Below are 22,709 nucleotides of genomic sequence, written 5' to 3'. Positions count from 1 at the left end.
TGCCCCAGCCCCTCATTCATCTCGGCTATCTGTTGGTTGCTTCCGGCAAGCCCGAGGAGGCCTTGACAAGGTTTGATCAGGTTCTTGTTCTGGTCCCCAAATCGTTTGAGGCGAAAACCGGTCGCGGCATGGCGCTCGCCCGGCTGGGGAGATTGCAGGAGGCCGAGCGGGAACTGCGCAGCGCCCTGCTTATGAACCCCAACCCTGTGCGTACCCACTATGAACTTGGGCTGGTGTATCGGCAACTGGGCGATGAAGGCAAGGCCCTCGAGCAGTTCAAGGAAGGAATCAGGAAGTATGAACAGGGTAGGCAGTGATCTTCAAGCGGATATTTTCGGGGTGGTGAGGCGTTATCTCACCCTATTGATCATGGCGCTATGTTGCTGGAGCGGTTCCCCGGCGCCGGCTGATGCCTCTCTCCTTGTATTGCAGGTCGGGGTCGAAGGGCCCGATTTTGTTCTTAATACGCTGGAAGGCAAAAATAAAAAATCCTCAGAATTGCAAGGAGAGGGCCTCACTGCACTCGTTTTCTGGTCTACCTCTGTGAAAAAGTCGGAGGCCCTGCTGACCAAGATGCAGCAATTGTATTCCCGCTTCCGATCCTCCGGCTTCAGCGTGATTGCAGTCAATGTTGATGAACAAAAGGCCGGGCCACGGACGCTACAGGCGGTTGGCAAGACCCGAGACCGGTTGAAGCTCGATTTCCCAATGTTGCTGGATCCCGGTCTAGCCGCCTTCAGCGATTACGGCGTAATAGCGCTGCCAACAACCGTCATCGTGGACAAGCAACGAGTCGTGAAGTACGAGCTCTCCGGATACCCTCTGGTCGGGGCCGACGCTTTGGAAGAGTTCGTGGTTTCTTCAATAGCCGGGCCCTCGTCGCAAAAGCAAGTCGCGCATCCTGCTTACCTGCCTGACAAGACAGCGGTCCGATTCTATGGGATGGGGATACGCAGCCTTAAATCGAAGGTCCTTGCGAGCCAGGCTGAAAATTGGTTCCGCAAAGCCGTCGACGCCGATCCCAATTTCATGCTTCCGCGCCTGGGGCTTGGCAAGTTGTACAAGGACCGGGGAGACATGGTGCGTGCCGAGGCCGAGTATCGTGCAGTTCTCGCAAAAGAGCCGAAGCACCCGGTTGCCACCTGCGAAGTCGCTCTTGTCCTGGTGGAACGAGGCAGGAATACAGATGCCCTTGCCATGCTTGAGGACGCGCGCAACTCGCACGAGGCCTACTCGCCATGCTACTACTACATGGGGTATGCTTTGGGGCGGGAGAGGAGACTGCCTGAGGCGGAGGCGATGTTCAGGGAGGCCGAGGCACTAAACCCTTCCGACTACAGAACCTATGTTTACCAAGGTAAGCTGTTTGAGTACTTGAAAGACACCAAAAAGGCCGCAGACTCCTACGCGCGTGCTTTAGACAGGATTGTTCATGGCAAGTGATTTTAAGGCGTCTGGTGCAGTCAAGCTTGGAAGGTTGACTGGTCTGATCGGGGCAGCTGCGCTTGGCGTCTGCCTTTTGGGTGGAGCTGCGGTGGCCGAGCCGGGTGACAGCCACATAAAAATCGTCACGCCACCGGACAAGTCCGTGCTGGAAGGCCCCCTTGCTGCGGTCACGGTGCGGTTGCCGACGGATCGGCCGGACGAAATACAGATCTTCCTGAACCGAAGGCGTGTCAGACTGCCAAAGAGGCAGTACCGCCAGTACATGGCCTGCTTCGATGGCGTAGAACTTGCGAGCGGTAAGAACGAGATCAGGGTGGTCGCCCTTAAGGGGGGGAAGCCCGTGGATGAAAGCACTTCGACGGTGTTCCTGCATTCAGAACTCTCGTCTGATGGAGCAAGGGCGCCAGAAGGGTTCAGCGGGTACACCTTTCACGAGCAGACGCATGAGCGGGTTTGCCTACCTTGCCATCAACTCGATTTTTCCAAGACTGCCGAATCGGAAACACGTGCCGAAAATTCTCCTTGCTATCAGTGCCACAAGAAGATGCTCACCACGTATGCCAACGTTCATGGCCCAGCCGCCGTTGGCGGGTGCCTTGGGTGCCATGACCGGGGTGCAAAACCGAAACTCTCCGTGCCTAAGCCGGAAGGTAAGCTCTGCAACAGCTGTCACGAGAATTCCTGGCCAAGTATGCCCTTTGGTCATGGGCCCACTGCGGCCGGAAGCTGTGCCATCTGCCACGATCCCCACGCGTCGAACCAACCTTACTTTCTACGGAAATCAGCTGCCGACCTTTGTGCGGGGTGTCATGAGGAGATTCTTGCCAAACCCCACGTCATAGTCGGGTTCTCGAACAACGCGCACCCCGTGCGTAAATGGCCGGACCCGTACCATCCGGGCAAGGAATTCACTTGCGTTTCCTGCCATAATCCCCATGCCGGACTTACGCCGGCTTTCCTTCAAAATTACGATGGCATTTCACCCATCAGCAACTTCTGCATTACCTGTCATGCAATGCGCTAGGCAGGGTTGCCTGGTCATCTGTTGCTCACCTTGATGCAACCTCTACTTGGGTAAAAGCCCGCACGATCGTTTCTGCTTCCGGAAGCCCTTGGGCAGCAGCCTTTCTCAACCACCTGAGCCCTTCGGCTTCATTTGCATGCACCCCGGCTCCCTCCAGGTAAAGAAGACCAAGATCCGCCTGTGCAACATCAAGTCCCAGTTCTGCAGCTCGGTGCAGGTAGGTCAGCGCTGTTTTCTTGTCCTGGTTCAATCCGATCCCGCTGCCATACATTTGGCTCAAAATGAAGTATGACCCTGCAGTCTCGTCTGATTTGAACTCCCGTGCAGCTTTTTCATAATTACCCGCTGCGTAGGCCACGACTCCCGCTGCGTAATCAGCGAAGGCCGGTAAAGCTGAACTGACGTACAACATAGATCCGATTAACGCGGTTAACAGTTTCCGTCTCATGGCACCCTCCTCACGGCTGTGATTTGGTTGGGGTGTCGCAAGTTCGGTGCCAATGTGTGATGAGAGCAAACTACCGTCCTTTCAGCCATCTATGTAATTTCGTGGAGATGGTGGTCTGTTGCCCCTTGAACAGCTTGTAGCCTGTGGATTGGCTTAATGATTGGATTTGCTCTTCTTTTTAAAAACTGGGCAGGTGTGCAGGATGTGCACACTGGCAAGTTGGTCTCACCGCCCGCGGCGGCAGGTACCGTAGTGGCAGGTGCTGCCTCGAGGGTACCGCAGCTTTCTTGGTCACCTCAATTCCGCTGGCAAAATAGATGGACTTGAAGGTGCGGTTTAGGGGCTTGCTGCTGAATTCGCCCATCGGTGTGCCGTAACGCACGCACCTGCTTTTCAGTCGGGTTCAGATGTGCCCGTCCCAAACCGAAGTACGCTCGATGTTACCGTTGCTCCGCCCGCGGGGCTTCAGGCACGGCCGCCGCCGGGACGGCAGGGGGGGCGGCGGACTTCTGCTGGTCGGACTCCTTTTTCAGTCCTCCGGAGAAATGGATATAGGGAAAGTTCCGGTTCAGTGTGGTGCTCTTGAAGTTGACCATGTCGATACCGGGTATCAGCTCGATATTCTCCCCCACCTTGACTTCCGTGCCCGGTATGGCAGACCAGGTCCTTCTCCCCTCCTTTTCCAGCAGGATGTAGGTGTAGGCGCCAGCATTCATCGTCTGCAGCACCTTTCCCTCCATGACGGGGTTACCGACCTCCTTGCTTGCCTCAAGATCGGCCGCATGGGGGGCTCCCGTGGCCGTGGCTACCATTCCTCCTGAGAAGATGATGGAGTCGAAGGTGCGGTTGAGGGCCTTGCTGTTGAAGTTCTTCAGCTCGGCTCCTGGCAGCAGCTCGATCTGCTGCCCGATGCTCACGCTCATCAGGGGGGCGGCCACCCAGAGCGTCTTCCCTTCCGTCTCAAGGTTGACGTAGGTATAACCCGCGGCATTCATAGTATCGAGTACCTTCCCACGGAGCAGGCTGGGCGCCTTTGCAGAGACCGGTTTTGTTGCGGGCCTCGACGTCTGGCCGGGGAGGGTACACGCCGCCAGGCTGGTCGCCAGGATCGCCAGCCCCACAGCGATGGTCAGATTTCTAGTGTTCTTCATGTACGGTTCCTCCGTATTGTTGCTCCGGCCCAGCCGGAGAGGGTGCTGCGCCGTACCTGCCGGTTTGGTCATGGCGACGCTACTGGTTGATGATCAGGGTGAGAGTTACCACGGCTCTGCGGTTTTTGTGGCGGCCTGTGGCGCTTTGGTTGTTTGACACCGGTTTTTGTGAGCCGTGTCCCTTGATCGTGATTTTTGCGGGAGCAACGCCGTACTTGACCAGTTCATTCTTCACGTTCTGGGCTCGCTGCTGCGACAGGGCGAGGTTGGCCCGGTCATTCCCCACGTTGTCGGTGTGTCCCTCGATGACGGCGGTGGACTCCTCGTTGTATTTCATGAGCGACGCGAAGGCCGCTAGCTTGGCCTGGTAGACCGGCCGTATCGCTTGGCTGCTGAACAAGAACTCGATGGTCAGGGTCCGTATGCTCCTTTTAGGAGCGTGTGCCTGGGGAGATGGTACCGGCTGCGTCGACGCCGGGGCGGGAGCAGGCGCCTGTGTGGCGGGCGTCGCGGCCTGGGAGACCGTTCGCGGTTGTGCGGCCGCGGCCCCTGCCGGCGGTGCATTTGGTGCTAGGGGAGGCTCGGCGTCTGGCAATCTCCGCCTGGCAGCGCTGTGAGCCGTGACCGGTGCGGGGTAGGCGGCCGGCGCGAACGCGTCGCCGGGGTTGGGCGGCAGGAGGTTGAGGCCCATAGCCGCTGCACCCGACCCGCGAAGAAGCTCCAGAATGGATGGAGGGGGGGGGACCGGGGTGGCTGTTTCCGCTGTCGGCTTGGCCTGCTTCTCTTCCTGGGCCTGCGGGATGTTCTTGCGCGGCGGGGGAGGCGCAGGCTTTCTGCGCTGCTTGCCGAAATAGTAGGTCAGGCCGGTGGTTATTTCGAAATTGCTGGTAGTGGTTGCGTGTTGGTAGACCATGAGCTGGCGCACATCCGCGCGGATAGCCAGGTACTCTTCCAACTGGTATTTCAGGCCGAACCCAAAGTTGAACAAGGGACTTTTGTCGCGTGCACCTTCCCGGTCGGTGAAGATCCCACCTGCACCAAGCGCGAGGAAGGGGGTCACGGCCTTTCTGGTCACGATCGGGTACGTCGCATCGAGGCGGAACAGGTAGGCCTGGGCTTTGAGGTGCTGCTCCTTGGTTGTGGTGGGAAGGTAATTGAAAGTGGCGTCGACGCCGATACTGTCCGTAATTCCGGTTCCGACGTGGTCGTAACTGGCTTTCACGCCGTAGGTGATGGCCGGATCCAAGGACTGCACCGAAGAGAACAGATAGCCACCCACCAAAGGCGTAACGCTGACAGAATCAATCGGCTTTACGTACTTTGCTGCGGCAGCGTGTCCTTCAGATGAAAGCAGAAGGAAAAGGCCGAGGACGGCTATCAGGCGGGAAACGAATAGGGGCAACTTCGGCTCCATTATGCAAACACTGTGGTTGCCGCATCTTATACTAACCCGTTCATTGATTCAACTATTAATACTTTACGATAGATAGCCCCTATAGTGCTTTGAGCCGGCTCCCCAGCCTGTCCCCTCCCCGCTTTACCCCCCCCGTCCATTTCCCCTTACCCCGTCCGATTGGCTGCTGATCATTCCGGAATTATCCCTGTTCAGATGTTCAACATGCGCACAGACAAATTTTGAAAAAGAGTTTCAGTGACGAAAACTGACAGAGCATAAAATCGAGTAGCTGTAAGTACTTGTGTGGTTTGAACGGTTCTGTCCGCTCTTGGTACCCCGCTTGAAAGGGGTAGTGGCAACGGGAGGTGAGCCATGAGAACCGAACAAAACATAAACAGAACGTTGCAGAGAATGGTGGGGCTGGCATATGCGGCCGCGACGGTACTCTGCCTGGTTCAGGAGGCAGGCGCTTTCGGGAGCAACGTTTCCAGAAATGGTGAGCGGTGTGCTTACACGCAGCAACTGCAGACCTCGGTTCAGGCCCGTAGGGACTACCTGGTAAAGATCGATGCGGTGCGCGGCTTGTCCTACACGTCCGGCAGTTCTGTCGAAGATATGTACGGAAACATCGTTGCTGCTGGCTACTCCGATGACAGCTCCACCGGATCGACCGGCATCCTCTCTATCCTTTCCGACTCCAAGTACGCCCCGTCCTCGTTGCAGCACCTGGATGCCTTCTCGGTCAATTGCCTAAGCTGCCATGACGGTGTTCTGGCTTCTCAGATTAACGTTGATGTAAGGGATCGCCCGTCGTTCCGCAGGTCGATGGGTACCCTCACCAACCGTGACCATCCTCTCGGCATGACCTACGAGGCCTATGTTGCGGCGGCCCGGGGCTACAAGGACGTCGGCAGCAACACCAAGATGATCTTCGTCAATGGCCGGGTTGGTTGCCTCACCTGCCACGACCCGCTGAATCCCGATAAGGGGCATCTGGTGATGAGCGACTACGGCAGCGCGCTCTGCAAGAGCTGCCACGACAAGTAGAATCTTGAGGAATCTTCCAGCTGTGGATCCCGAACCGGCTTGCCGGTTCGGCTATTTTGCTCCGGAGGGATTAGTTAGACGTACCTCTCGACCAGTTCTTCAATGATCTCGCCAATGGTGACCCTGCGGTAGGCGGAGGCGATCTTCAGCTTGAGGTGCAGATCCTGCCTGATGTTGGCGGTGAGCCGCACGTCCCCTTCCGGCACCAGGCCCGAGACCGCCTTGACCGCCCCCTTAGGGAGGCGTCCCCGCTTGCCGCCCTGCGGCTTGGGCGCGTCCGGCTTCGGCGCGGGTGGGGCGGCGGAGTGGCTGGACTGCTTGGGGCGCGTCTTGGCCTCCGGCCGGGACGCCGGTGCAGGCGACGCGGCCGGCGCGGGAGCTTCCGCGATTCCCGCCAGTTCGAACAGCCCCATCTGGTTTTCCAAATCCGACATGCCTCACCCCCGCTGAAAAATGCCAGCGCACTATAGCAACGACGCCTTAGACGAGGCAACCCCTTTTTATGCAACAGTTCAAAGTTTGAAATTCACCGGAGACCAGGGATTCGATAGCAACATCAGCGCCTGCACTTGAGGTAACCCTCGACAAGGAGGTGGTGACCAAAGGGGAGCCGCCGAAGGTTCCTGAACCTTGACGATGATGCCGCCTCAGGTTAAAATCGGCGCCACGCATGATCCCCTGCTGTGCGCCAAGAACGCGGGGGGGGGCAGTGGTGACGTCATGGGCGTCCAGGGCATGGCAGTCGGGGATAATTGAAGGGATGGATGAAGGTCGGTCGGAAGTTATCTGCTCGCGGCGACGGGTAAAGACAAATCTCCTCCCCGTCGTGCGTCGGAGTTGTTGACACAATGGGCGCTGTATTTAGAATTGTCTAATCGGCCCAACACTCATTCTAGAACGCGGAGAGAACGATGAACCCAGATCTGGCTAGACTGACCCCGGGGCAGAAGTTGATGAAACAGGCGATACATGAGATCGACGACTACTTCGGCGAAGGAGTGGCGTTCAAAAACATCGACTTCCTAGGCGAGTACATGCAGACCCTCGCGATCCTGGAACTGAAGGAAACGCTCAGGAACAAGCTCTAGGGGGCGGGTCACCCTGTCTTTTTGGGCAGGGAGAACCAGAAGCAGGCGCCTGCGCCCACGCCCCCCTCGGCCCAGACCCTGCCGCCGTGCCTGAGCACGATGCGCTGCACGATAGCGAGCCCGACGCCGGTTCCCTCGAATTCCTCGTTGGCGTGCAGCCGCTGGAACAGCCCGAATAGCTTGTTGGCGTAGGCCTCGTCGAAACCGACACCGTTATCCCTGACGTAGATTTCCTGCTCGTTTTCCCGGTCCACCGCGCCGACGGCTATCCTCGCGGCAGCACGGGAACGGGTGAATTTCACCGCGTTGCCGATCAGGTTGATCAGCACCTGGCGCAACATGGCGGCGTCGCCCAAAACCACCGGAAGCGGCGCGATGTCCCATTCGATCTCTCTCTCTTGCAGGTCCCCCTGCAGATCTGCCACGATTTCCCGCACCAACAGACCCAGGTCCACCCACCCTTTCATCATCTCGCTGCGCCCCATCCTGGAGAACGCCAGCAGGTCGTCGATGAGAAGCCCCATCTTCTTCGCCGCGCCGCTGATGACGTCGAGGTAGTGGCGGCTCTTCTCGTCCAGCCCCGTCCCGGCCTTGGAGCTCAGCAGGTCGACGAACCCGATGATATGCCGAAGCGGCGCGCGCAGGTCGTGCGAGACCGAGTAGCTGAACGACTCCAGTTCCCGGTTGGTTGCCGCCAGCTGCTCCAGCTGGTTCCTGAGGGCGAGGTTCAGTTCCATGATCTTCGCCTCCCCCTGCTTTTGAATGGTGATGTCCCGGATAACGGCGAAGACCCAGGTTGCATCCTGCGCCTCGATGGGGTTCAGCATGATGTCCACCGGGATCTCGGAGCCGTTTTGGTGGCGCCCGTACAGCTCCAGGCCGATCCCCATCTTGCGGGCCCTGGGATCGCCGAAGTAGTTGCGCAGGTGCTGACGGTGGCGTTTGTGGAAACGCTTGGGGATGAGGAGTTCGATGCGCTGCCCCACCAGCTCCTCGCGCATGTAGCCGAAGGTCACTTCGGCCTGCTGGTTCACCTTCCGGATCACGCCGCCGCCGTCCACCACCACGATGGCGTCGGGCGCGGTTTCGAAGAGACGCTCCAGCATGGTGCGGCTCTTCGCCATGGCCTCCTCGGAAGCCCGCCGCTCGGTGTTGTCGTGCAGTATCAGCACATACCCCGTGCGCTCGTCGGCCGTGTCACGCAGCTCGTTGATCGTGATGGCCGCCCAGAAACGGCTGCCATCCTTGCGCAGACGCCACCCCTGCAGCTCGACGCTCCCCATGCTGCCCGTTATGGCGAGCTCCCGCTGCGGCGCACCCGAGCGAATCTCCTCCTTGGGGTGCAGCACGGAGAAGTGTCTCCCCAGGATCTCGTGGGCGAGGTACCGGGTGATGCGCTCGGCGCCGCTGTTCCACGAGATGATCTCGCCCTTTAGGTTGAGCAGGATCAGGGCGTAGTCCTTTACCTGTTCCGCCGCCAGGCGAAACAACTGGTCCCTTGCCCGCTGCGAGGGTTCCGGTACGACGGCGGTTGTCTTGTCTTCATCGTGTTTGTCGACCATTGTCTGTGCCTGTGCTGTAGCTACCGTTATTGCGACCTCGCGGGACGCAGCCGGCTACCTTGCCGGGATGACGGATTCGAAACTCTGCATCCAGTTGGTGCCGTCACCGAGCCCATGGCTCCCTCCATCGCTGCCGAGGTACTTATAGGTGATGCGGAGCCGATCCCCCGCAGCGAGTGCAGCCGGGATCCTGATGGTGAAATCGGCACTTTCGTCCAGTCCCAGTTCGGACGGCACGACGAAGGTCATCCCCTGCACCAGGACCTTGCCACGGCCGTCCAGCTGCGACGCCCATATCTCCAGGTTACGCATCCGGAAGTAGCGCACGTTCTTCACCACCCCCTGGACGACGGTGCTCCCGCCGGCGGGCCGCACCTCCCATCCCATCAGGACGTCGAATTGCTTGTACTGATGCGGCAGGGCTGCCAGGCGCTGCTGCTGCAGGTCGGGATACGTGGCGCAGGCGCCGAGGAGGAGCAGCAATATTAAAAAGATGGGTCTAGGTCGTCTCATGTGACACCTCCTTCGAACAGCTGATATTTTACGCCACTGGGGGGTAATGCACAACGCGGCGACGGAGTTTGTTCGGCAGGGGAGGGGGAGGTTGACTGGAAGAGGGAGACCCGGAGCCGGGGAGTGGCGCTGCCTCGGCCGGACGGCAGCGCCTGTGGAGGGTTACCTGTCGTGACCGGCGCGGTGACCCGGGGCGCCGTGGGGTGCCTCGCGCAGCGCCTTGAACTTGGCCGCCTGCTCGGGCGTCAGCAGGGCGAGAAACTGCCTGGTCTGCGCCCCCCTCTGCACCGCGAAGTCCGCCTGCAGCGCCGAGACCTTTGCCGCCTGGGCCCTGATGGCGGGTTCGTCGGCGCTGCCGGAGCGGACCAGGGCCTGCAGCTCGTGCCGCTCATGCCTTAGGGAGGCGAACAGGGGGGCGTTCTTGGCGCGCCCGGCCTCGAAGATGGCGCGCGCCTCGTTCCTTTGCTGTTCGGAGAGTCCCAACTCCCGGGCCATCTTCCTGAGCATGGCACGAGGACCCCCATGTTTTTGCTGCTCGAAACATCCTTTGCCGCCTTCCCCCTCAGCCGGGCCGTAGCCGGCGAACGCGCTTTGAGCACCCAAAGCCGCAGTTGCGGTGATGCAGGTGAATAGTGCCAGTTGCCTTAGCTGTCTTTTCATATCGATTCTCCTTTTGGGTCTGGCTTAGCGGCCAGCTCTTCCGGCTACGGTATGAACCTAAGGTACCTGGCGATTATGAAGCAAATATGAAGGAATTGAGGAAATCGTCGCCGCGTGCTTTCGGGACGACTCGCGGCGTTGTGACCGGAGGGGATATGAGTGTTGCCTCCTGATTTAACCAGAGCCGTCCTTGCCATCACGGTCTACATTGCTAGAATGTACTAACGATGCTTGAACTTCGCTGAACCATCATCGAGGAGGGGGCTATGAAAATTCCGGTTGTGTTTGCTGATGAAAGACGCGGGCTGGTAAAAGCAGAGGAACTCCAGAAATTGATAGAGCAGGCAGCGATAGTATCCTTCTTGCGCAGCGACGGCGAGTGCGTGCAGGTCGGGGTCGACAGCGTGAGAGGGATGGGTGGGAGAACCTATCGCGGCCCCGAGCGCAGGGGGAACGTCCTGTTCTGCTGAGCAAGTCCCCGCACCGCAAGAGACAAGGCCGGCCTTCTTCATCGAGCCGGCCTTTGCTTTTGGCCAACCTCCGGTTTCCCGCCTGTTATACAAATCCGCCATTATTTACAGTTTTGCAAAACACCGAGGGCCCTTTTGCATTTATGCGAAAGCACTCCGGCGACGCGGCGGCAACGATCAACGTGCTGATATCACGCCGCATCGGGGTGACCCGGCGGTTTTATCGGCGGCGAGGTCTTTCGCCGTTGTGCGAAAAAGGCCTGGCTCACCCGGCACCGATCCGCCCACCCGTCGCCCGCTAACATGCTGATTTTGCGCGATTCGTAAAAATATACGAAATCGTAAAACATTGGTATGCGAGTTGCTAAGATCTGTGACAAGAGTCGTCAATCCCAACATGGAGGTATAAAGGCATGTCACAACCAACATCTAACAAGGGCTGGCAGGTAGTCTTCGCTGGAACCGGAATCAACCTGGCGCTCGGGGTGCTGTATGCCTGGAGTATCTTCAAGGGGGCCATCAAGGCGTCCATCGAGAAGGGTGGCCCCGATGCCTTCCAATGGAGCCTCGGCTCCATCAACGATCCGTACGCTCTCTGCTGTCTCGCCTTCGCCTTCTCCATGATCCTGGCGGGGAAGTGCCAGGACAAGATCGGTCCGGCCAAGACCGCCCTGATCGGCGGCCTCCTGGTTGGGGCAGGCTTCTCCCTCATGGGGTACTCCAACAGCTACGCCGCCTGGGTCACCGGCTTTGGCGTACTGGCCGGTTCGGGCTTCGGCTTCGGCTACTCCGCCGCCACCCCGCCGGCGCTTAAGTGGTTCTCCTCCAAGAAGACCGGCCTCATCGCAGGCATCGTGGTCGCCGGTTTCGGTCTCGCCCCGGTGTACATCGCGCCGCTTTCCAGCTACCTCCTGGGCGCCTACGGCATCCAGCAGTCCATGTACATCCTCGCCGCCGGCTTCGCGGTCATCGTCTGCGGCCTCTCCTTCGCCCTCGCCAACCCGCCCAAGGGTTACGTTCCCGCGGAACCGGCCCTCAAAGGTGACGAGAAGGCCGCCCCGGCGAAGAAGGCCGTACACGACGCAAACGTCGGCGAGATGCTGCGCTCTCCCAAGTTCTACATGCTCTGGGCAACCTTCTTCATCGGTGCGGGCGCTGGCCTCATGGTGATCGGCTCCGTCGCGGGGCTGGCCAAGAAGAGCATGGGCCCCATGGCCTTCGTGGCGGTGGCCATCATGGCCATCGGCAACGCCTCCGGCCGCGTCGTGGCCGGCGTCCTCTCCGACAAGATCGGCCGTCGCGCCACCCTGACCCTCATGCTCGGCTTCCAGGCGATCCTCATGTTCGCCGCGGTCCCGGTGGTCGGCTCCGGCTCCGCAGCCATGCTGGTGCTGCTCGCCTCGCTGATCGGCTTCAACTACGGCTCCAACCTGACCCTCTTCCCCTCCTTCGCCAAGGACTACTGGGGCTTCAAGAACTACGGCCTCAACTACGGCGTGCTGTTCTCCGCCTGGGGCGTCGGCGGCCTGGTCATGGGGCGCGTCTCCGAGATGATGAACGCGCAGCCGGGCGGCCTGAACAAGTCCTTCATCCTGGCCGGTTCCTGCCTGGCGCTGGGCACCGTGATCACCTTCTTCCTGCGTGAGAAGAAGGCGGTCGAGGTCGAGGCCACCGAGATGGCAGGCGAGAAGGTCACCGTCAAGGTTTCCGCCTAACGTGTTCTGCAGCGTAGGCTGAAAAAAAGAAGGGCCATGCAAATTCTGCATGGCCCTTTTTTTAAGGATGATGTTATTATGGCGCACTCTTAATAAACCCGCCCACTCTGGAGATGATCGTGTCTGAAGAAGAGTCCGCCTTCGATACCAGTTATGTAACCATCATGCTGGTCGTCTTCCTGGTCGTGACAGGTCTTGCCATCGATATCGGGTACATGTACGTCAGCGAGGAGGACCTGTTGCATTCCGCCGAGATGGCGGCCCTGACCGGGGCGCAGAGCATCAAGCAGCGCTACCTTTTGCAGGCACAGACCGACCCGGCCCGCTTGCCCGGCGTCTCCGAGGACCCGGTCCAGTCCCAGGCGAGGGCCGCCGCGGTGGACCTCGTCACCGGCAAGCACGATGCCGCGGCCCTGGTCGGGCTTTTGAACAACAACGGCAACGCCCTCACCGGCGACAACGACATCACCGTCGGCTTCTGGAACATGAGCAGCCGCAGCTACACCCCCGGCGCCACCCCGGTGAACGCCATGCAGGTAAGGACCAGGCGCACCGCCGAGAGCAGTTCGGTCGGGCTTGGGACCCTGGGTACCTTCATCGCCAAGATCAGCGGCACCGAGGATTTCGGCTCCACGCCGGTGGCAACGGCCGCGCTGGTCCCCGGGACCCGCTCCAACATAGCCATCTGCTCCGAGGCGTGCCAGCCCTCCTGCACCTTCCCGCAGATCTGCGGCATCGCCGAGCGGCGCATGAGCCATGCCGCCTGGGACCCCCAGTCGGCCGGCTCCCTCTCCGGCCGCTACCTCTACACCTCCCTTTTGCATCCGGTGACCATCACCAACTCCATGTCCGACCTGGTCTGCCAGGAGATGCCGGTACAGGAGGTCTGCGGCCTCCCCATCTTCGCCGCGGCCAGCAACAACGACGCCGTCCTGCGCGACATCAAGGCGATGATGTACGACCCCCAGGTGGACCGCTCCAACAAGGAATACGACAGAAACGGCAAGCTGGTCGGGTGGTGGGTGATCGTTCCCGCCACCGACTGTTCCGGCTTCCTCCCCGGCGAGAGCTACCAGCAGCATACCGTGACAAGGTACTCGCTGGTGCGCATCAGCAGGATCTGCACCGGCGGCGCAGCCGGGTGCGGCAAGTCCTCGACCCAGGCGGACCTCCCCGCCACCTCCTGCACCCCGGGAGCCGACGGGCTCTACATCGACCGGATTTCCTGTGTCGGGTGCGACAGCCAGGCGAGGAAGCTTCTGCCGGGGCTGCGCCCGGTCCTGGTGGACTAGCGGTGACAGCGCCGGGGGCGCCGGATAGCCAACGCTGCCAGTCGGCGGCTCCGCCGGAACTGCAACAGGCCATCGACGAGTTCAACGCCGGCGAATGGTTCGAGTGCCATGAGACGCTCGAAGAGCTCTGGGTGGGCGAGAAGGGGGAGCTGCGGGATTTCTACCAGGGGCTCTTGCAGGTCGCGGTGGCGCTGTATCACTGGCGCAACGGCAACTTCAAGGGGGCCGAGGGGCTCTTGCAGCGAGGCTCCGGCCTTTTGAGGAGGGTCTCCGAACGCTGCCTCGGGGTCGACGTGGCGGCGCTGGTGGCGGAGTCGGGCGTGCTGCGCGAGGCGCTCCTCGGTTTGGGGGAAGAGCGGATGGCCGAACTGGACCCGGCCCTGATTCCGAAACTGCGCCGGCCTGACGCCTGAAACGCCGGTTCCGAAACTGGAAAAGCCGCCCCGGGATCCCGGAGGCGGCTTTTTTATACGATGCGGAGCGGCTTACTTCAGCAGGGTGACCTTGCCGTCGTCCAGGTCGTACTTGGCGGCGACGATCTTGATCTTGCCTTCCTTCAGCTCCTTGGCCAGGAGCTTGGACTTCTTGGGAAGTTCGGCGGCAACGGCCTTGGCGTTGATCTCGACCGCGCACTCCACGATCTCCTCCTTCGTTTTGCCCTTGCAGGTGGTCTTGGCCTTCTTCGCGGCAGGCGCTATTTCCTTCACGATGGCGCCGATGTTCCCTTCCGGCTTGCCTCCGGCGACCGTTGCGGTGACCGCGCCGCAGCGCTCGTGCCCAAGCACCATGATGAGCGGGGAGCCGAGGTGCTCGGCGGCGTACTCCACGCTCCCCAGGACCAGCGGGTCGGCGACGTTGCCGGCAACGCGCACCACGAAAACCTCACCCAGCGACTGGTCGAAGATGATCTCGGGGGGGACGCGGGAGTCGGAGCAGGAGAGGATGATGGCGTAGGGGTGCTGGCTCTTGGCCAGCTTGCCGCGGGCCGTGGCGTCGCACAGCGCCGATGCCGACATCTTGCTCTCCACGTAGCGCGTGTTGCCGTCCATAAGTTTCTGAAGCGCCTGGTCGGCGGTGATGCCGCTCCCTTCGCCGGAAGCGAACGCGATGCCGATCGTTGCGGACAGGGCCGCTGCCAGTATCGCGATCCTGCGTGCTACTTTGCTGCTCTTCATAGTCTTTCCTCCTTTGATGTAGTCCGGGTGGGCTCCCGAAACTGGTCCAGCCCTCATTGGGGCAATTGCAGGTCATGAAAAAAAGGGGCGGCTCATTTTACACGAAAAGTAATATTATGCCAGTCCAATCTGACCTCTCCTTTAGGGGGGATGGGGTGGCATGCGGGGATGGGAAGGTTGACAACCGTCGGCGCTTCAGGCAGATTGGGCAGGCGTAAAGACACGGGAAAAGCGGGGGAGAGGATGTTTCTTTTGAAGCTTTTGGGTATCGGAGTGCTGGTCACGGCGGGAATCGCCATGATCGCCTTTTTGGAAGAGAAGCTGGTGAGCGGGCCGCGCAGGCGGCAGATCGCCGAAAGGGCGCGCCAGAAGCTGGCGGGCGGCTCGAAAGGCGAGGGGGACGCCTAACCTCCCCGTTACCCCCCCTTGCCGAAGTAGATCCCCGCGGCCACGGCGCAGAGGACCACCAGCGAGAACAGGGCGAAGTGCCAGTCCCGCTCCTTCACGAAGATGATTGCGGCGGCGACCACGCGCAGGACCGGCGTCCCGAGCAGCACCAAAAGGCCGGCGGTGATCAGCTTGGGCGCGAGCTCGGTCTGCCCGAGCACCATGACCGCGATGCCGACTGCCAACAGCGCCGCAGCCGCCAGAGAACCGAGCCGCAAAAGCCTCGCCAGCACCAGCTCGATCGGGTGTACGGCTTTCTCCTCCGGATCGTTTCCTACCACCACTTCACCCCCTTGTAGATCATCTCGAGCGCCGTGTAGGCCAGGATCGGCATGAAGAAGAGGCGAATCTTGCCGGCCTTCATGCGCAGCATCAGGCGCGCCCCGAGGATCGCCCCCAGGAGCACCCCGAGCACCACGGGCCCCGCCACCAGCGGCTTCACGTCGCCGCGTGCGAAGTAGACCACCGCTCCGGAAGCGGCGGTCACCCCGATCATGAAATTGGAGGTGGCGCTGGACGCCTTGAAGGGCATCCCCATCACCTGGTCCATGGCCGGCACCTTGAAGATCCCCGCCCCGATCCCCAAAAGCCCCGCAGCCGCCCCCGAGAAGTACATGATGATCAGCCCCGGCAGCGTCCGGGTTACCTGGTAGTCCACCCGGTGCCCCAGCGCCTTGTCGAAGTAGGAGCCGCCGAGCCTGAGCCTTCTGGAAATGGCGTCGGGAACGACCTCGGGTTTGGAATGCTCCTTCCTGGTGCGGAACATGTTGTAGGCCGAGTAGGCCAGCAGCAGGCCGAAGAGGATGAACAAAACGCGCTGGTTCACCAAGGCGGCCACCAGGGCGCCGGTAAGGGCCCCCGTGGCGGTTCCCATCTCCAGCCAGATCGCGACCCGGGTATTGGTGAGGCGGTCCCTCAAGAAGGCCACTGCGGCGCCGGTGGACGTGGCGATGATGGAGACGGTGGAAGCCGCGACCGCGGTGCGCATGGGCATGTCGAAGATGAGGGTGAGGGCCGGGACGATGATGATCCCGCCGCCCAGGCCCAGGATCGAGCCGATCACCCCCGCCACGACACCGATGGCAAATATTATTATGAAGGTCGTTACCATTGCAGAAAACCCCCGACCGGCGTCTGCCGGTGCATGCGAATCGGGACAATCTACCTTTTCTCCGCAGGCTTTACAAACAAAAAAAGGTAACGAAATACCAATCTTCCGGCACCGGCAATTGCCGGCGGAGCCCCTGGCGCGGCGCTCTCTCCGCGCGTGGGGGTGCGGTCGGCCAGTGCACAAAGATTGGGCGGTTCTGCCTTTATTTTGCCTGTTGTTTCGGCCGTTGCCGGCGGCCGTCAGCTTCAACTAGCCGTATTACCGCTGTTTTGGAGCGGCGTGCGGGTTGTGGCACAGCTCCTGCTAATATGGGATAGGTCACGAAGCACAACGAAGTGCACGAGACCACGGGCAGACAGGCAAGGGCGCCTCTCCACGACGGGTGAGAGGCGCCTTTTTTTTATGGAAAATCCAGTGAAAGGGGGGGACAGCCGCAAGGGCTGGCAGGTTTGTAAAGATCAATCGCAGCACCAATACAAGAAAAAATTACAAAGGAGTAAAGACATGAAAAGAACCATCAAAGGCATCATCATGGCAACGGCGCTGACCATCGCAACCAGCGGGATCGCAATGGCGACCCCCTCCACCCAGATCTGGATCCCCTCCACCGACATCCAGGGCTTCAAGAGCCTGCACCTCGGTATCGACAACTACACCCGCACCTCCAACAACTCCAGCGTGGGCAACGTCTACGACCTCGGGGTCACCGCCGGGGTGCTCCCCTTCGAAAAGATACAGGCCGAGGTCGGTGTGGACTACATCACCAGCGGCTCGAACGGCTACGACAGCAGGCCGATCTACTTCAACGCCAAGATAGGGACCCCGGAAGGGTCGCTCTTCGAGCTCTCCCCGGCACTGGCCGTCGGCGGTTACGGCTTCGGGACCAACGGCGACAAGAACAGCGCCTTCCGTACCGACCAGAACATCGTCTACGGTCTGGCCGCCAAGACCCTGCCGGTCGTTGGACGCCTCTCCGCCGGCTACTACTTCGGCAATGACAAGGTGATCGGGCCCAAGGATGACGGCGTGCTCCTTTCCTGGGACCGCACCATGAGCGAGATTTCCGACAAGCTCTGGCTGGCCGCCGACTACCAGGGAGGCAAGAACACGGTAGGTGCCTTCAGCGTCGGCGCGTCCTGGGCTTTCTCCAAGAACGTCTCCGTGATCCTTGGCTACGACATCTACAACGACCAGCAGCTTGCCGGCAAGAACACCTTCACCACCCAGGTGGATATCAACTTCCCCTAACAGGGATGGCGGAGCCGAGTCGGTAGAAAGGGGAGGTGCCCAGGCATCTCCCCTTTCTTTTTGAGAGGCGGGCTCTCGCCATGCGCAGGCGGTGCAGCCGGGCGACCCGGATCGAAGAGTGGGGATTTTGCCGCGGTCAAACTTTTTGCAACAAAAAGGTTGACTGCGCCCGGAGGGGTGTGTTACAAGTTGGGACTCAATGACGCGGGGTGGAGCAGTCTGGTAGCTCGTCGGGCTCATAACCCGAAGGTCACAGGTTCAAATCCTGTCCCCGCAACCAAATGATTACAAGGGGTTAGCCGTATAGGCTGACCCCTTTTTTCATTCCATGTGCACCAAGTTGTGTACCATGGATTCAGTCGCGGTGATAGTTTGGAAAAGGCATTACCGAACTTTTCGGTTTTGTCTGCCTTGCGTGGCATCTTTCGGGAAAGATGCCACGGAGGGCAAAATGGCAGGAATTTACCGACGCGGAACCACGTATTATGCAATGTACTACATTGGGGCCAAGAAACATCGTAAGAGCTTGGACACTGATGATTTGAAGATTGCGAAGGCAAGGCTCAGGAAGCTTGAGGACGAGCTCGATGCCGGTAGCGACACACCATTCCCGACCAAGACCTCAATTCCGGTTGTCCTTGAGGCGTACATCCAACATATGCTCTCCTACCGGGATGCAAGGAGTGTGAACCGGGATCTTTCACCAATGCGGATCATGTTCGGGGAGGTGTGTGCACCCCTTAAGGTTAAGAACAGGAAGATTGCAGTGCAGGCACGAAAGAAGGTGAAGTCTGTGCATCTTTTGCCACTTGAGGCGTCGTGCTTCGAGGCCTTGACTGCCAGGATAATGTCCGAATGGCTGGCTGAACATATGACCAGAAACTGCGCCGCTCCCAAGACTGGGAACAGGTACCGGGAGATCCTACAAAAAATGTTCTCCTGGGCGATTGACGTGTACGGGATCAAGTTCCCTGGAGGTGACAATCCAGCATTAAAGATTAAACGTTGGCGCGAGGGGGCACCCGTTGTAGCTTTTCTCACGCTTGAAGATATTGCCAAGCAGCTGCAGGTGCTGCAGGATACGTCGCAGTTACAGGTTATGGTCGCCGTGTATATTTTCGCCGGTCTCAGGAGAGAGGAGGCTATGTGGTTGCAGAAAAACGACGTCGACCTTGAGGTTGGGTTTATAAGAATTCACAGCAAGGTCGTGCTGGGACGCAGCTGGCAACCTAAAAACGGCAAAAACCGCGTTATTCCGATCTCCTCAGAACTGAGGGCCTACCTGGAGAACTACACGCCGCGCGCGTCTGATGGTGATTGGTTCTTTCCTTCACCGGGGGGGAGGTGGTGGGACCCAGACAACTTCTCAGGGCGCGCCTTGGCGCCAGTAAATAAGGCGAATGGCCTGCGGTGGGGCTGCGATGAATTTAGGCATACCTTTGGTTCGCAGCTAGCAATGGCGGGCACTGCCCTGCAAAAAATCAGCAAGCTAATGGGGAACTCAGTACAAATCTGTGAGCGACATTACATTGCACTTCTCCCTGACAGCCTCATCGACTGCGTTGAATTCCCGAAACGCGGCGCAACTGCAACCCCGCTGGTACATGCTCCACTCAAAGTTCAGATAGAGAGCGGAAGACCTCAACTGCGCCTTGTAATTTCAAAGCCTTAATTGGTCAAGCATGTGGTGCAATCTGCGAGTTAATTTCCCCCCAGCCAGGAATGGCTGGGGGGAAATTGGACGGCCTCCCAGTGTCGTTGCCGATCGTTGACTAATCTTCACATCCTACGGAAATGCAGCCCAAAAGGATAAGTTCATGAGGGTGGGGCGCGGTCATCAGTCGCTCATTACGTTTTACCTTTTTCCAGGCAACAACTCTCTGATAGCTGTCCATGCCTTTTCATTCGTCAAGTTGTCCAAAGCTTTGAGAAAATAGTATGCACCAGGCCATACCAGATCGACCGGGTGATTTTCGTAAGTTGCTTCATCCGGAATCACTACCCCCTGACTGGAGCCGTACAGTTCCCAAAATAGGACAAGCAGTATGCCACAAATTACTCTCTCCCCTCCCGAATAATAGCTCGTCAGGCATCCTGGTCGGGCCCTCCAGCCAACGGCGGTCCTTCTGAAAGCTTTTTGTTCGATAACGGAAAGTCCGCTTCCAGTCGCCGTTGTTATAGCCTCTTGTAACATTTCTTTTGTCAGCATGGTATCTCCTTCTCATAGGTTTACTGACTACATGGATAGATGCCAGCGAGGGCAGACTATTTCGACACCATTCCGATTAGATCGGGTATTCCATAGTTATGCCGATCACTTTCCCGCGATCGTTGTCGACACAAAAAACGGTCCACAGATGGCAAGAGAGAAAGCTCTGTCTTGCTGGCTTATGTCCTGCGTATGTATAGTGGGCGTAGCCCCATAGCCTTTTATTTTCTCAAGTAATTCTCTACAGCACCGCGTGATACGCCCAGCGCAGTGGCTATTTGCCTTTGGCTCATGCCTTTAGCTCTTAGCTCGAGAGCCTCGCATTTTCGATCTTCAGAAATGGCTAAGTAGTTCGCTCTAGAAGTGTGCTTCCGGTTTCTCTGCCGGTGACGTTCCGCGGCCTCTGTCTTTGAAATGATTGTCTTTAGCTGTCGTTCCTCGCAGGATGTAATCTGAAGCCAATCGATGATGGTCTGGTTTTTAAACCTATACCTTGGATCTACAGGCATGCCTTGGTAAATCTCGAGTTTTCCGGCAAGAGCATCCTTAGCTCTATTGAGGGCAGTTGATGTGTAGCTGCGGGCCTCTGCTAGGGTTAGACCAGGTGCAAAATTGGCGACAAAGCTCTTCGACTTCATGATAGATGTCACTGACTACCCATGACATGAAGCAAGTGGCCAAAAATAAAAATGTATCTCGGCTGCCGGGTTCCACGCCACCTCGCAATTCTGCCAGGTTACGCAGATCACGTAGCCGATCCCAATTTAGCTGTATGGGTGAAAGCTTTTGAAGCCCAGTCTTGTTGCCGTTGCCTTGTATCAGTTTGAGATGCGCCTGTTCAATCTGATTCTTACGATGCTCCCTGCATTCTTCGCGGCTTACGGGAAGCAACTCCCGAGCAAGGTCTTCAAAATCGTAACTTTGTCCGCTGTAGTGAATAACTCGCACCAGCTTACCGGTTTTCTCATTTATCGTGGATTCCAATCGCAAAACTCTGCTGGCATCTTTCGCGCGTGGATCAGCTGAAAAGCCTGAAAAGCGAGTCACCAGGATTGTCATCGTGCAATTCCAACGAGGCAGAGCTTGCGCTGGTACAGCTTTGGTTAAGAACCATTTCAAGTATAAGCCTCGGCCACTTGACACTATGGCGCTTGGCTCGGGGATCCCCTCAAAATTACAAAAATCAATGATTTGGCTTGCAACTTGTTGTGGAGTTAAATGTTTGAGTTCTGCGTGGTGGTAGTAGTCTAGGTCCACAAACAGAAGACCTATACGCGCAAGATTCACAATCCTTCGATTTGGCTTGTTAAATTCTGCTTGCGAGATATAGGTGTCCCTACGTGGGTCTATGAGAGTAGGAACTTCATGTAGAAGTGGGAGAGGGTAGCTGCGCTGGGTGTTGCCAGCGTCGTTTCTAGAAAGCAGTGAAAAGAAGCCAAATTTAGTAGGATCGTGATAGTTTTCATATTCTTTAGGCTGTAATGGCAACTGTTTTTGCTGCGCCGCGCTCATCTTCAGTTCCCCCGCTAAGATCGACAGCTGGGGACCTCCCAACTGCGCGTGTAGGGAGATGCCTGGTTGGGCAGACACTTTTAAGGCAGATATGGACGTATTTTTCCTAAGTGCCGGAGATAACGCAGGAAAAAAGTTTAGTGTGTAGTGCGAGAGGGCGGAGGATTGGTTGGGGAGAAATAAATGGACTTTGCCTGAAGACGGCTAGTGCCTGCTTGGCACCAACAGGCGCTGCCTTCGGCTGGGAAAGTGTAAAACCGCCATCCCATTTGTTTAGAGCTGTGAGTTTACCTGGAGAAGTACAGGGCGTGTGGTCTGGTGGGGAAGGTCAGGGGAGAACAGGTAATTTTTCTCCCCCAGACCCAGGAGTGGCTGTGGCGTTGCAGTGGAAAATTATTTTACTGTGCCTCTAGTTGGTTTCCAGAACTTCGCGATTTTCGACGAAATTGAGACGGTAGATCAGCTCTCTTGTCGCAGGTTCTGCAGCCATAAATGCCGCAATTACACTAGAACATGTCGCGTCAACGTTGACTGGAATGCAATTAGGCCGTCCTTTATCGTTGTCTTCATTGTCGGGATCAAAAAGGGCACAGACTTCAATGGCTTTGAAGTAGTGTTGGCAGTGGCTGCACGGAATAACAGGGGCAACTATCATTCCAGTCCCGAGCAATGGCGTTAAAGTTTCCATTAAAATGAACCCTTGTTCTCTGAGATCTTGTTCTTCGATGTAATCCACAGCCCAAACAAGTTCACCGGTTTTAAAACGTATCATTGATTTGCCGACACCACTGCAGATTAGTACTCTTTTCATGCATTCTCCTTGGTTAGTTATTCACTCCTAGCAAGATTGGTTTTGCCAATATCGTGCCATCTGTTGTTTTCGTTTTAAGGCTTTGTTTAGTACACGAGATGTCGCTTGACTGCGCGACAACGCCTTTGCTCAGACAAACGATCACACTTGGTACAACTTGCGATAAGACTGAGAGTTTTGACGCCAAATATATGGCGTCAAAATATGGCGAGGGATTTATAGAATGCTGGAAAGAAGACGCCGTGCTCTTAGTGTGGGGGGACAGAACTGAGCAAATGCAAGCTGAGTGGTGAGCAGAGCGCCAGTAGACAGTTGACAATGGAATTGGCCTCTAGCATCAACTTATTTTCCGCCTAGCAAATGGCCGGCGGAACTTTTTTACTA

The 22,709-nt window shown here is 58.3% G+C and carries 26 protein-coding genes and 1 tRNA gene; 13 read left to right on the top strand and 14 right to left on the bottom strand.

The features are described from left to right. Positions 1-62 precede the first annotated feature (62 nt). The 3 genes from KP003_RS14555 to KP003_RS14545 are packed head-to-tail and all read left to right on the top strand — an operon-like array spanning position 63 to position 2,470. Positions 63-317, top strand: a complete 255-nt coding sequence (locus KP003_RS14555) for a tetratricopeptide repeat protein (protein WP_216788933.1) — start codon at positions 63-65, stop codon at positions 315-317. Continuing rightward, on the top strand, positions 298-1,443 hold the full coding sequence (locus KP003_RS14550; RefSeq protein WP_216788931.1) for a redoxin domain-containing protein: 1,146 nt from the start codon (positions 298-300) through the stop codon (positions 1,441-1,443). The genes KP003_RS14555 and KP003_RS14550 overlap by 20 nt, the downstream gene beginning before the upstream one ends. After that, the gene (locus tag KP003_RS14545) at positions 1,433-2,470 is read left to right on the top strand and encodes a cytochrome c3 family protein (RefSeq protein WP_216788929.1); all 1,038 of its coding nucleotides are present in this window, start codon (positions 1,433-1,435) and stop codon (positions 2,468-2,470) included. The genes KP003_RS14550 and KP003_RS14545 overlap by 11 nt, the downstream gene beginning before the upstream one ends. 25 nt (positions 2,471-2,495) lie before the next feature. Here KP003_RS14545 and KP003_RS14540 read toward each other — a convergent pair whose 3' ends face one another. From KP003_RS14540 to KP003_RS21515, 3 genes are all read right to left on the bottom strand, one after another. Beyond that, positions 2,496-2,918: a tetratricopeptide repeat protein gene (locus KP003_RS14540; RefSeq protein ID WP_216788927.1), complete on the bottom strand. Its 423-nt coding sequence runs from the start codon at positions 2,916-2,918 to the stop codon at positions 2,496-2,498. Between the two features lie 440 nt (positions 2,919-3,358). Next, positions 3,359-4,069, bottom strand: coding sequence for a hypothetical protein (locus tag KP003_RS14535; RefSeq protein WP_217299797.1), 711 nt, complete (start codon positions 4,067-4,069; stop codon positions 3,359-3,361). 79 nt (positions 4,070-4,148) lie between these two features. Beyond that, entirely contained in the window at positions 4,149-5,315 is a 1,167-nt protein-coding gene (locus tag KP003_RS21515) for an OmpA family protein (protein ID WP_217299796.1), read from the bottom strand. A gap of 522 nt (positions 5,316-5,837) precedes the next feature. On the opposite strand from KP003_RS21515, the gene KP003_RS14525 reads away from it, so the two are divergent. Further along, positions 5,838-6,512, top strand: coding sequence for a cytochrome c3 family protein (locus KP003_RS14525; RefSeq protein WP_216788922.1), 675 nt, complete (start codon positions 5,838-5,840; stop codon positions 6,510-6,512). Positions 6,513-6,586: 74 nt separating this feature from the next. Here the strand turns inward: KP003_RS14525 and KP003_RS14520 are convergent, their stop codons facing one another. Continuing rightward, positions 6,587-6,946, bottom strand: a complete 360-nt coding sequence (locus tag KP003_RS14520) for a hypothetical protein (protein WP_217299795.1) — start codon at positions 6,944-6,946, stop codon at positions 6,587-6,589. A gap of 477 nt (positions 6,947-7,423) precedes the next feature. Between KP003_RS14520 and KP003_RS14515 the strand changes: the two genes are divergently transcribed. Further along, positions 7,424-7,600, top strand: coding sequence for a hypothetical protein (locus KP003_RS14515; protein WP_183348221.1), 177 nt, complete (start codon positions 7,424-7,426; stop codon positions 7,598-7,600). 8 nt (positions 7,601-7,608) lie between these two features. On the opposite strand, the gene KP003_RS14510 is transcribed toward KP003_RS14515, so the two are convergent. The 3 genes from KP003_RS14510 to KP003_RS14500 form a co-directional block, all read right to left on the bottom strand. Then, the gene (locus tag KP003_RS14510) at positions 7,609-9,162 is read right to left on the bottom strand and encodes a sensor histidine kinase (protein ID WP_216499650.1); all 1,554 of its coding nucleotides are present in this window, start codon (positions 9,160-9,162) and stop codon (positions 7,609-7,611) included. A 54-nt stretch (positions 9,163-9,216) separates the two neighbouring features. Beyond that, positions 9,217-9,675 (bottom strand): hypothetical protein, encoded by a 459-nt coding sequence (locus tag KP003_RS14505; RefSeq protein WP_216499651.1) that lies wholly within the window; start codon positions 9,673-9,675, stop codon positions 9,217-9,219. A gap of 162 nt (positions 9,676-9,837) precedes the next feature. Next, positions 9,838-10,335: a Spy/CpxP family protein refolding chaperone gene (locus KP003_RS14500; protein WP_216499652.1), complete on the bottom strand. Its 498-nt coding sequence runs from the start codon at positions 10,333-10,335 to the stop codon at positions 9,838-9,840. 266 nt (positions 10,336-10,601) lie between these two features. Between KP003_RS14500 and KP003_RS14495 the strand changes: the two genes are divergently transcribed. The 4 genes from KP003_RS14495 (at position 10,602) to KP003_RS14480 (ending at position 14,225) form a co-directional block, all read left to right on the top strand. Further along, positions 10,602-10,805 (top strand): GSU3473 family protein, encoded by a 204-nt coding sequence (locus KP003_RS14495; RefSeq protein WP_216499653.1) that lies wholly within the window; start codon positions 10,602-10,604, stop codon positions 10,803-10,805. A 413-nt stretch (positions 10,806-11,218) separates the two neighbouring features. Next, positions 11,219-12,520, top strand: coding sequence for an L-lactate MFS transporter (locus KP003_RS14490; protein ID WP_216499654.1), 1,302 nt, complete (start codon positions 11,219-11,221; stop codon positions 12,518-12,520). 113 nt (positions 12,521-12,633) lie between these two features. Beyond that, the gene (locus KP003_RS14485; protein ID WP_216788916.1) at positions 12,634-13,812 is read left to right on the top strand and encodes a pilus assembly protein TadG-related protein; all 1,179 of its coding nucleotides are present in this window, start codon (positions 12,634-12,636) and stop codon (positions 13,810-13,812) included. Between the two features lie 2 nt (positions 13,813-13,814). After that, positions 13,815-14,225, top strand: a complete 411-nt coding sequence (locus KP003_RS14480) for a DUF309 domain-containing protein (protein WP_216788914.1) — start codon at positions 13,815-13,817, stop codon at positions 14,223-14,225. A 72-nt stretch (positions 14,226-14,297) separates the two neighbouring features. Here KP003_RS14480 and KP003_RS14475 read toward each other — a convergent pair whose 3' ends face one another. Beyond that, a complete protein-coding gene (locus KP003_RS14475) occupies positions 14,298-14,987 on the bottom strand; it encodes a carbonic anhydrase (protein WP_216499657.1) in 690 nt (229 codons plus the stop codon). Between the two features lie 243 nt (positions 14,988-15,230). Between KP003_RS14475 and KP003_RS14470 the strand changes: the two genes are divergently transcribed. Further along, positions 15,231-15,395 (top strand): hypothetical protein, encoded by a 165-nt coding sequence (locus tag KP003_RS14470; protein WP_216499658.1) that lies wholly within the window; start codon positions 15,231-15,233, stop codon positions 15,393-15,395. Positions 15,396-15,403: 8 nt separating this feature from the next. Here KP003_RS14470 and KP003_RS14465 read toward each other — a convergent pair whose 3' ends face one another. Beyond that, entirely contained in the window at positions 15,404-15,715 is a 312-nt protein-coding gene (locus KP003_RS14465) for a DUF1634 domain-containing protein (protein WP_239027542.1), read from the bottom strand. After that, complete coding sequence (locus tag KP003_RS14460) at positions 15,709-16,545, bottom strand: sulfite exporter TauE/SafE family protein (protein ID WP_216788911.1); 837 nt, start codon at positions 16,543-16,545, stop codon at positions 15,709-15,711. Before KP003_RS14460 ends, KP003_RS14465 begins: the two co-directional genes overlap by 7 nt. Before the next feature lie 504 nt (positions 16,546-17,049). Here KP003_RS14460 and KP003_RS14455 point away from each other — a divergent pair. From KP003_RS14455 to KP003_RS14445, 3 genes are all read left to right on the top strand, one after another. Then, positions 17,050-17,793: a hypothetical protein gene (locus tag KP003_RS14455; protein ID WP_217299794.1), complete on the top strand. Its 744-nt coding sequence runs from the start codon at positions 17,050-17,052 to the stop codon at positions 17,791-17,793. 203 nt (positions 17,794-17,996) lie between these two features. After that, positions 17,997-18,073 (top strand) — tRNA-Met (locus KP003_RS14450). Positions 18,074-18,244: 171 nt separating this feature from the next. Continuing rightward, positions 18,245-19,465, top strand: a complete 1,221-nt coding sequence (locus KP003_RS14445) for a tyrosine-type recombinase/integrase (RefSeq protein WP_217299793.1) — start codon at positions 18,245-18,247, stop codon at positions 19,463-19,465. 183 nt (positions 19,466-19,648) lie between these two features. Here the strand turns inward: KP003_RS14445 and KP003_RS14440 are convergent, their stop codons facing one another. The 4 genes from KP003_RS14440 to KP003_RS14425 form a co-directional block, all read right to left on the bottom strand. Beyond that, positions 19,649-20,002 carry a hypothetical protein gene (locus KP003_RS14440; RefSeq protein ID WP_217299792.1) on the bottom strand — a complete coding sequence of 118 codons (354 nt, stop codon included), beginning with the start codon at positions 20,000-20,002 and terminating at the stop codon, positions 19,649-19,651. A gap of 221 nt (positions 20,003-20,223) precedes the next feature. Continuing rightward, positions 20,224-20,295, bottom strand: a complete 72-nt coding sequence (locus KP003_RS21635; RefSeq protein WP_367620870.1) for a winged helix-turn-helix transcriptional regulator — start codon at positions 20,293-20,295, stop codon at positions 20,224-20,226. A 259-nt stretch (positions 20,296-20,554) separates the two neighbouring features. Beyond that, the gene (locus KP003_RS14430) at positions 20,555-21,514 is read right to left on the bottom strand and encodes a hypothetical protein (protein WP_217299790.1); all 960 of its coding nucleotides are present in this window, start codon (positions 21,512-21,514) and stop codon (positions 20,555-20,557) included. Between the two features lie 409 nt (positions 21,515-21,923). Beyond that, a complete protein-coding gene (locus KP003_RS14425; RefSeq protein ID WP_217299789.1) occupies positions 21,924-22,325 on the bottom strand; it encodes a hypothetical protein in 402 nt (133 codons plus the stop codon). Positions 22,326-22,709: the final 384 nt, after the last annotated feature.

Source organism: Geomonas diazotrophica (genome assembly GCF_019063885.1).
Taxonomy (GTDB): domain Bacteria; phylum Desulfobacterota; class Desulfuromonadia; order Geobacterales; family Geobacteraceae; genus Geomonas; species Geomonas diazotrophica.
This window is presented reverse-complemented; position numbering and strand designations above follow the sequence as displayed.